At 42.4% G+C, this 8,019-nt stretch carries 10 protein-coding genes; 8 read left to right on the forward strand and 2 right to left on the reverse strand.

What is annotated here, in order from left to right; all coding sequences use genetic code 11:
* Positions 1-58: 58 nt before the first annotated feature.
* Together V7K27_RS19075 and V7K27_RS19080 are read left to right on the forward strand one after the other, a co-directional pair.
* Positions 59-736 carry a ComF family protein gene (locus V7K27_RS19075; RefSeq protein WP_334949656.1) on the forward strand — a complete coding sequence of 226 codons (678 nt, stop codon included), beginning with the start codon at positions 59-61 and terminating at the stop codon, positions 734-736.
* A gap of 86 nt (positions 737-822) precedes the next feature.
* Positions 823-1,278 (forward strand): PPC domain-containing protein, encoded by a 456-nt coding sequence (locus V7K27_RS19080; RefSeq protein ID WP_334949657.1) that lies wholly within the window; start codon positions 823-825, stop codon positions 1,276-1,278.
* A gap of 163 nt (positions 1,279-1,441) precedes the next feature.
* On the opposite strand, the gene cobS is transcribed toward V7K27_RS19080, so the two are convergent.
* On the reverse strand, positions 1,442-2,215 hold the full coding sequence (cobS, locus tag V7K27_RS19085) for an adenosylcobinamide-GDP ribazoletransferase (RefSeq protein WP_334949658.1): 774 nt from the start codon (positions 2,213-2,215) through the stop codon (positions 1,442-1,444).
* Positions 2,216-3,083: 868 nt separating this feature from the next.
* Here cobS and V7K27_RS19090 point away from each other — a divergent pair.
* The 5 genes from V7K27_RS19090 to psbM all read left to right on the forward strand — a co-directional run bounded on the left by V7K27_RS19090 (position 3,084) and on the right by psbM (position 5,987).
* A complete protein-coding gene (locus V7K27_RS19090) occupies positions 3,084-3,536 on the forward strand; it encodes a hypothetical protein (protein WP_334949659.1) in 453 nt (150 codons plus the stop codon).
* A gap of 261 nt (positions 3,537-3,797) precedes the next feature.
* The gene (tgt, locus tag V7K27_RS19095) at positions 3,798-4,931 is read left to right on the forward strand and encodes a tRNA guanosine(34) transglycosylase Tgt (RefSeq protein WP_334949660.1); all 1,134 of its coding nucleotides are present in this window, start codon (positions 3,798-3,800) and stop codon (positions 4,929-4,931) included.
* A gap of 146 nt (positions 4,932-5,077) precedes the next feature.
* A complete protein-coding gene (locus tag V7K27_RS19100) occupies positions 5,078-5,215 on the forward strand; it encodes a photosystem II reaction center protein K (protein WP_006195022.1) in 138 nt (45 codons plus the stop codon).
* Between the two features lie 184 nt (positions 5,216-5,399).
* Positions 5,400-5,696 carry a 2Fe-2S iron-sulfur cluster-binding protein gene (locus tag V7K27_RS19105; protein ID WP_334949661.1) on the forward strand — a complete coding sequence of 99 codons (297 nt, stop codon included), beginning with the start codon at positions 5,400-5,402 and terminating at the stop codon, positions 5,694-5,696.
* 174 nt (positions 5,697-5,870) lie between these two features.
* A complete protein-coding gene (psbM, locus tag V7K27_RS19110) occupies positions 5,871-5,987 on the forward strand; it encodes a photosystem II reaction center protein PsbM (protein WP_191756905.1) in 117 nt (38 codons plus the stop codon).
* A gap of 517 nt (positions 5,988-6,504) precedes the next feature.
* Here the strand turns inward: psbM and V7K27_RS19115 are convergent.
* Positions 6,505-7,356, reverse strand: coding sequence for a universal stress protein (locus tag V7K27_RS19115; RefSeq protein ID WP_334949662.1), 852 nt, complete (start codon positions 7,354-7,356; stop codon positions 6,505-6,507).
* A gap of 262 nt (positions 7,357-7,618) precedes the next feature.
* Between V7K27_RS19115 and V7K27_RS19120 the strand changes: the two genes are divergently transcribed.
* Positions 7,619-7,906 carry a hypothetical protein gene (locus V7K27_RS19120; protein ID WP_334949663.1) on the forward strand — a complete coding sequence of 96 codons (288 nt, stop codon included), beginning with the start codon at positions 7,619-7,621 and terminating at the stop codon, positions 7,904-7,906.
* The last annotated feature ends 113 nt before the right edge of the window (positions 7,907-8,019 follow it).

Below are 8,019 nucleotides of genomic sequence, written 5' to 3' on the forward strand. Positions count from 1 at the left end.
TCAAGAGTTACTAGCTAAGGACAAATGACAAATGACAAATGACAAAGGACAATTCTAAATGCAAACTTGGACTAAAAATCTCACAGGTTTACTCAATCTTTTTCTCCAATCCCATTGCCCCCTATGTCAACGTGCAACTTCCCAAGAATTCTGTCAGAACTGCACCAGACAACTGCAAAAATGTCAACGTCAAGACCCGATTTCTTTATGGCAAGAGCCTATACCAGTGTTTTGTTGGGGGGAGTATGGTGGCCCGGTGAAACGGGCGATCGCGGCGATGAAATACGAAAATCAACCCCAAATAGCTCGTCCTTTGGGTCAATGGTTAGGAGAAGCATGGTTGTTAAATTCACCGAGGCGAGATAGCCAGCCTGTGGTAGTTCCAATCCCACTCCACGCTAGCAAGCAAAAGCAACGTAAATACAATCAAGCCGCACTGATAGCACAAAGCTTCTGCGAAATAACTGGATTAAAATTGAAACTAAACGGTTTAGCAAGAGTGCGAGAAACTGAAGCGCAGTTTGGTTTGTCTGTATCTAAACGAGAAAAAAACTTGGATAAAGCTTTTGCTGTTGGCCAAGTTTTTCGCGATCGTCCTCCAAATGTCCCAGTGCTGTTAGTGGACGACATTTATACTACTGGTGCTACTGCCAGGTCTGCTGTGCAAACACTTCGTCAGCATGGAATTGTGGTCTTAGGATTAGTAGCAGTAGCCACTACGGTCAAAGACGGATAAATTAAGAATTAATGGGCAAGCTTTGACAGATAAGTGCATAAATTGACCAAATTACCCTATTTTTGTGGAAAAATTGTTTGAAATATATGAATAAAGTTTTTGCGGTGGGTTTAAAACAACTCATCATCATTCCTGCCACGTTGCTGGCAATCTGTATAAGTACAAGCGCAGCTTTTGCTCAAAATAAGTTGTATAATCCAATCCCTTTATCTAACAGTACTGAAATTAATGATACCCTCACAGACAAAGACATTCCCACAGGTCAAGGTGGGTTTGCCCGTGATTACACAGTGAAGTTAACGAAGGGCGATAATTTAGCAGTTGACCTGTCATCTGAAAACTTTGACACCATCATCACACTGCTGGCACCTGATGGTTCGACTGTGGCAGAAAATGATGATGGTCCTGATGGTACTAGCAATTCCCTACTATTTACTCGCATTGTAGAGACAGGGAATTATGTTATCCGTGTCCGGTCTTTTGGGGAAACTGGGGTTGGGGCTTTTAAACTCAAAGTGACAAAGTTGCAACCGATTAAATGAATTAGTCATTAGTCATTAGTCATTAGTCATTAGTCATTGGGCATTAGTCATTGGGCATGGGGCATGGGTTATTTTCCTCATCTCCCTCATCCCCCTCATCCCCCTCATCTCCCTTATCTCCCTCATCCCCCTCATCCCCCTCATCCCCCTCATCCCCCTCATCTTAAAAAACGGTCAGCACGCAGAGAAATAAGGCTTCAGTCCACTCAACGACTGCGCCGTAGGTATCCCCAGTGTGTCCGCCTAATTTGTGGTTGAACCATGCACCAGTTAAAGTGGCGATCGCACTCCCAGCAACGATCATTCCCACTGCAAGAAATAACTGCTGTTGATCTATCAGCCAAAGTAAACCACTCAAACTAAACAACAACAACAATCCTGGTAACAAATCTTTGTAAGAACGAATGGCTTGTTTGTGAAATGCACCTTTACCAGTTGGTTTCAGATAAGGATATCGCGCGATCGCCAGCTGTTGTCCCCAGCGTCCCCAGCCACAAGCAGCCATCAGCAATAACCAACGGTTTTCTGGCATATCCGTTAAAGCTGTTATTTTCAGTATTACCAAGGCGATCGCTGCCATTGCCCCAAATGCACCTGTGGCACTATCTGTCATCACCTCCAGTCGCCGATCTGGGTCGCCCACTGCCAAACCATCGGCAGTATCCATTGCCCCATCTAAGTGCAGTCCTCCAGTCATGGCAATCCAAACACTTACTACCAAAGCACTACGAGTTAACACTGGTATACCAATATAATTCATCCCCGTATCTAGTAACCCTAAAATTCCCCCAATCATCAACCCTACAAGCGAAGCAAGATGTGCTACTCCTCGAAAATCCAATCCGTTCAAATACGGTAGTGGAATAACGGTGTAAAATATAATACTAGCTGCCAGCTTTAACAACAGCTTTTTCCACCACTGTTGCTGTTTCGTCATTAGGATTACATTAATATTTGGTTAATTGCTGGATAATAGTCATAATTTCGGTACAACCGACATGAGCAGACTTTAAAGCTTTAGATAAGATTCACCGAAAAATTGGGTTTAAAGCCCCGTCGTTTTACGGCGGCTTTCAATTAATTAGTGTACCAATAGACTATACTAATAATAGTGGAAAGGTAATCAACCACTTAAAAAACCTTGTCGTCGAAAGACACCTGAACCTTGACAATTAAATCTATGCGGTTCTACTGCATTGTTCTAGTTTCCTCCTAGCAGTAGGTAAAAGATTTATACCGAGCTAGACGACTCAGATTTTTGAACTATTTGTTTCAAACTAAACAGGACTTGCACGGCAGTTGCAACAAGAGTGGCTCGCCGGACGCCAGTCGCCTCAAGTCGGGAAACCCGCCCACAGCGCTGGCTCCCCAACGCACTGCTGGACTCAATGCAACTAGGGTAGGGCATACCCAAAGTTAACGCTTGGGGAGAGTCCCACAATGAGGGCTAGGTAACGCAAGGAACCACGTTTTAAGTGGTCTCGTTGAACCAAGAATCCCCGTCGATTTATCGCGGGGAGTGTCAATTCTATTAGAAATTCTCCCTGAAAATTTTGTTATGCTGGTCTAGATAATAGACAGATACAAGAGTGCTATCTTATACAAAAAGCCCAAGATTCAGGAAATTAAAATTCCATCAGGGATCAAAATTTGTGTTTTGTATACAGTAACTAAAAACTTACTCCAAATTGTTAGACGATTGCCCCACAAAATTGATATTTTTTTAAATGTGGGAGTAAACAAGCTATTCAATTATGACAGTTTAGCTATGTTGCCACTCTCCTTAGCTCAATCGCTATTTTCCTATGAGTCACCATCTACCCGACATCAGGATACCAGCTCCGTGCATTATTAACACGGGCATCATTGTGAATAAGCTCGACATCCGGCGATTGCTGGCAGATTTAGGTCGAGTCCACTACATCTACACCCAAGAAGATAAGGTACTGAGTGAGGGTGAAGGAGATGTGATAGAAGTTTTTGCTAATCCGCAAAGGTCTACTTTAGTGGCTAACCACGCGCTATATCTGAATGTTTGTAGTTTTGATTACTTGGAACTAAAACAGTCGTCGCAACAAGAAACCTACTTCGATTTAATGCAAGAAGGAGTTTGTCTGCGGTTGATTCCCCGCTCAACCCCTTTACAAGAGCGACGAGAGCGAAACTTCAATATCAGCGCCATAGAAGCGATGATGGAGCAAGTATTCTCAGCCAGGTGGGATGCAGAAATTGACGATGACTGTTCTGATTCTTTTTAAGAAGACAATATATACTCGTAAAGTCGGTAACTAAGTTGGTAGTGAGTGCTTAAGTATTCACTAAAACTCAATTACCAATTTTTATGTTTGTCCATAATTTAGCCAAATAATATTAATTTTGATTAATTTTGCCCTAATACCATTTGGTTTTATGGCTGCTAGTTATGGATTTCTGAAACTCTTTACCGATTAGGGTTTCACAATCCAAAATCTAAAATCGTTCGGCTGAGGCTCACTACGAAGTCTAAAATCTAAAATGGCATGAGTGCGAATTTTTCCTTTGAATGTCTTGCCTGCTGTAGCCAAACCAAAGCTAGAGCCGGAGTGTTTTTCACGCCTCACGGTGTTGTAGAAACCCCCAGATTTATGCCAGTGGGAACCCTGGCAAATGTCAAAACTGTCACTCCAGCCCAGCTACGAGATACTGGGGCGCAAATGATCTTATCCAATACTTATCATCTTCACCTACAACCAGGGGAAGCGATCGTGGCTGGGGCTGGTGGGTTGCACAAATTTATGGGGTGGAACGGACCGATGCTCACAGATTCGGGTGGGTTTCAGGTGTTCAGCTTAAGCGAGATGCGAAAAATCACTGAAGAAGGCGTAACTTTTCGATCGCCCCATGATGGACGAATTATTAATTTGACACCAGAGCTATCCATTGAGATTCAAAATACTTTGGGGGCAGATGTGATTATGGCCTTTGATGAGTGTCCGCCCTACCCAGCGACTCGCCAAGAGGTAGAAACTGCAACTGAGCGCACTTATCGCTGGTTAGAACGCTGCATAACGGCTCATAAAAGCAGTCAGCAGGCGTTATTTGGGATTGTGCAAGGGGGCGTATATTTGGATTTGCGTTGCCGTGCGGCTGGAGCTTTGGCTAAGTTGGATTTGCCGGGATATGCCATTGGTGGGGTGAGTGTCGGAGAACCGCCAGAATTGATGGCTGAGATTGTAAAAGTCACAGCACCGCTTCTCCCCCCCGAAAAACCGCGTTACTTGATGGGTGTGGGTACTTATCGGGAAATGGCGATCGCGATCGCATCTGGTATAGATTTATTTGATTGCGTAATTCCCACACGCTGGGCTAGACATGGCACAGCAATAGTCCAGGGCGGACGCTGGAATTTAAAAAATGCTAAGTTTCGTGAAGATTTTACGCCATTAGATGAAACTTGTCCCTGCTACACTTGTCAAAATTTTAGCCGTGCTTATATATCTCATTTAGTGCGATCGCAGGAAATTTTAGCTTATACCTTGTTGAGCATTCACAACATTACCGAACTAATTCGCTTTACGCAGCAGATTAGAGAAGCTATATTGAGCGATCGCTTCACCACAGAATTTGGTCACTGGCTTAATCAAGAAAGGCGAGATGAGGAAGATGAGGGGTAAGGGGGACAGAGGAAATAAGGGAAGAATAATAATTTTTAACTCCTGTACAGACGCGATTAATCGCGTCTCTCCTAACAAATGACCAAACCATGTTAAAATACTTATCAATTATGAACGCTGTGTTGGATAGGTGGATTTAAAAAAACATGGAAGCAGCACTTTTATTAGCAAAACTGCCTGAAGCTTACCAAATCTTTGATCCCTTGGTGGACGTTCTCCCTGTTATTCCCGTATTTTTCTTGTTGCTTGCTTTCGTTTGGCAAGCAGCCGTGGGATTTAGGTAAGTTAATCTATTTTCAATTTATAGGACAGGTACTCCACCTGTCCTATTTTTTTGTGACGACATATTTTATAAAATTAATATTTATTAATATTTTGTAATGAATTAAGATAATAAATAAGATGTGAATCAAGCCATGTCAATATGAAGCCTTCCAAGCCAAGCTTAGAGTCAAGGAGAAATCGGTTATGGGTAATATCAAATTCGTTAAAGAGAATAAAGAAGTAGTAGCGGCGGATGGTGCAAATCTTCGGCTCAAGGCGATCCAAAATGGTATTGATATATATACATTGATTGGCAAGATGACTAATTGCGGTGGTAATGGTCAATGTGGCACTTGCGTTGTCCAGATAGTCGAAGGACTAGAAAATCTTTCCCCCCGCACAGACGTAGAAAACCGGAAATTCAAGAAAAAGCCGGAAAATTACCGCCTTGCCTGTCAAACCTTAGTGAATGGATCAGTCAGTGTAGTCACAAAGCCTTAAATACTCAAATCTGCCATTGCTCCAATTTGTATCCAGTCAGTAGTCAAAATACTTACCAAAATTGAGTTTCCTAATTTTGAATTTTGAATTTTGAATTTTGAATTGGTATAACTCTGTCATCAATAATGCTATCCTAATGTTGTTGACTGGAAATTTAAGAGAGGTTTTCTTGCCATGCAAGTTAATGACCTGGGATTCGTAGCGAGCATTTTGTTCGTACTGGTTCCCGCCGTGTTTTTACTAATTCTGTACATCCAAACTGCTAGCCGCGAAGGTGGAAAAGATAGTTAAGAATTTGTGTATAAAATAAATAACCCCTGCACCAGTAGTGTAGGGGTTTTTATTTATCAACGAAAATCGGCGGGAATCCCATCCCTTCAAGGGGGGGAGGAATAGCCGCCCGCCGATTTAGTCATTAGTCATTAGTCATTTGTCATTGGTCATTGGTACTAATGACTAATGACTAATGACTTCGATTTGCCCCCGGCTTGAAGCCGGGGGATGAGTTAACTGCTAACTTTATCGAAACAGAATAAAGGCGTCAGGAGCAAAGCCGCAGACGCTCCGCCGACGCGTGAGAATTCAGAATGAATTTTGACCGAAAAAGCGGATGAATAGACTCTTTTTAGACCCCCACCAAATCGTAGATTTGGTGGTCTTCACTACGTGACGCAAGCGCGAACAATCAGTGGTGGTAACAGAGTTTTGTCGAAGTGCGGGTCCCAATCCCCGACTGATTGATTCTGATTCCTGAATTCTGACTTCTGAATTCTGACTTCTGAATTCTGAATTCTTCTTCAATTTAATTTTAAGCAATTGTCCGCGCCAACAATACTGGACAAGTGGCATTGACTCGAACATAGTCAGACAAAGAAGTGCCGATGAGTCGGTCTATATCAACAAAACTCTTAGCGATCGATGGGCGACGATCTGGAGAACCAAGCAATAATAAGTCTATATTCAACTCCTCTGCCAACCGACAAATTTCTTCACCAGGTTTACCACTGCTGATATAAGAACGAGATTGGATGCCCTGTTTTTCAGCTTCTGCAACTGCGGCTGCTAAAACTGGATTTTTATCTGAGTTAACCTCGGTTATTTCCGATTTCTTACCGCCTAAATCTGTACTAACATTTGCTAAAATTAACTGCCCGCCTTGAATATCTCGCAACAAAAATAGAGCTAATTTTAAGCAATTTTTTGCTGAATCAGAGTTGTCTATTGCCACCATAATCCGCTTAATTCTTTTTACATAAATGTCATCCTTTACTAGCAACATGGGGCGAGAAGATAGTTGGAAAACATACTGACTGACTGAGTTCGATAAAATCGATTGCAGCCGCTTCAGTCCCCGTGAACCCATAATAATCAAGTCAGCGTCGATTTCATCAGCTACTTGGCAAACTACATCTTTGGGGTCGCCTTCACGCAAAATTGAAGAAACCTGACTAGGATCTAAGTTCAAACTTTGAATGGCATTCGCCAGAATTTTACCACCATTTTCCCATTTAGCTGTCATGGTAGCAGCAGCATTTTGTGCTTGAACAACATGCAAAATTGTAACTTTTGCAGATTGAATTGAAGGGATTTCTTTCAGGGTTTTGAGCATTTCTTCTGCGTGTCCCAATCCCGATACAGCCAGCAAAATTCTTCTGATCATCTTACGCAATTTTTGTGAAGTTTACTTTGGTTTTCGCTGTTAGTACTTGGCTTAGGTCGGATTTTTACCGCCTTGCTTGACAACCTAGTTAGTAAGTTGGCACAAATAAACTTTGTTTTTTAGTATTTAACACTCAACCAAATGGCAAAGTATAAACAACTCAACAAATGTTTAAGTTTATTTGCACTTAGTTACTTAAATTCTCAGCTAGACTTCAATTATTAAGCATACTCTCAATTTAGCCTAAAGAACTTAATAAATTATGATGTTAGTTGCGGTAAAAGTAGCGAAGACACTGTTGGCGAAGCTGTCACCAGCCGCCACGCAATGGTTATGTACGCCACTAACCCAAGTGGGAACAACTGGGACTTTTGCCACGTTGCACAAGTCTGGGTGGGGATTGATGCCTCTGCGATCTAGTGTCGTTGATAATTTGGTAGGCTTCTTTGTCAAAGAGCAGCTTCTGTTCGTGGCAATGAGGACACCACCACGCGACATATTCCTTTGCACCTATGTTCACCAGATGCCGTGTTATACCGTTTTACTTTAATAATGATACAAATACGTTGGTAGGGGCACAGCATTGCTCATTGGTGTCAACTTAAGACGATAAAGCCCATATTTGTTGGGTGTAAGCGTCAATCTCTCGATGACGCTTACGCC

It is taken from the genome of Nostoc sp. (assembly GCF_036919575.1).
GTDB lineage: Bacteria > Cyanobacteriota > Cyanobacteriia > Cyanobacteriales > Nostocaceae > Nostoc.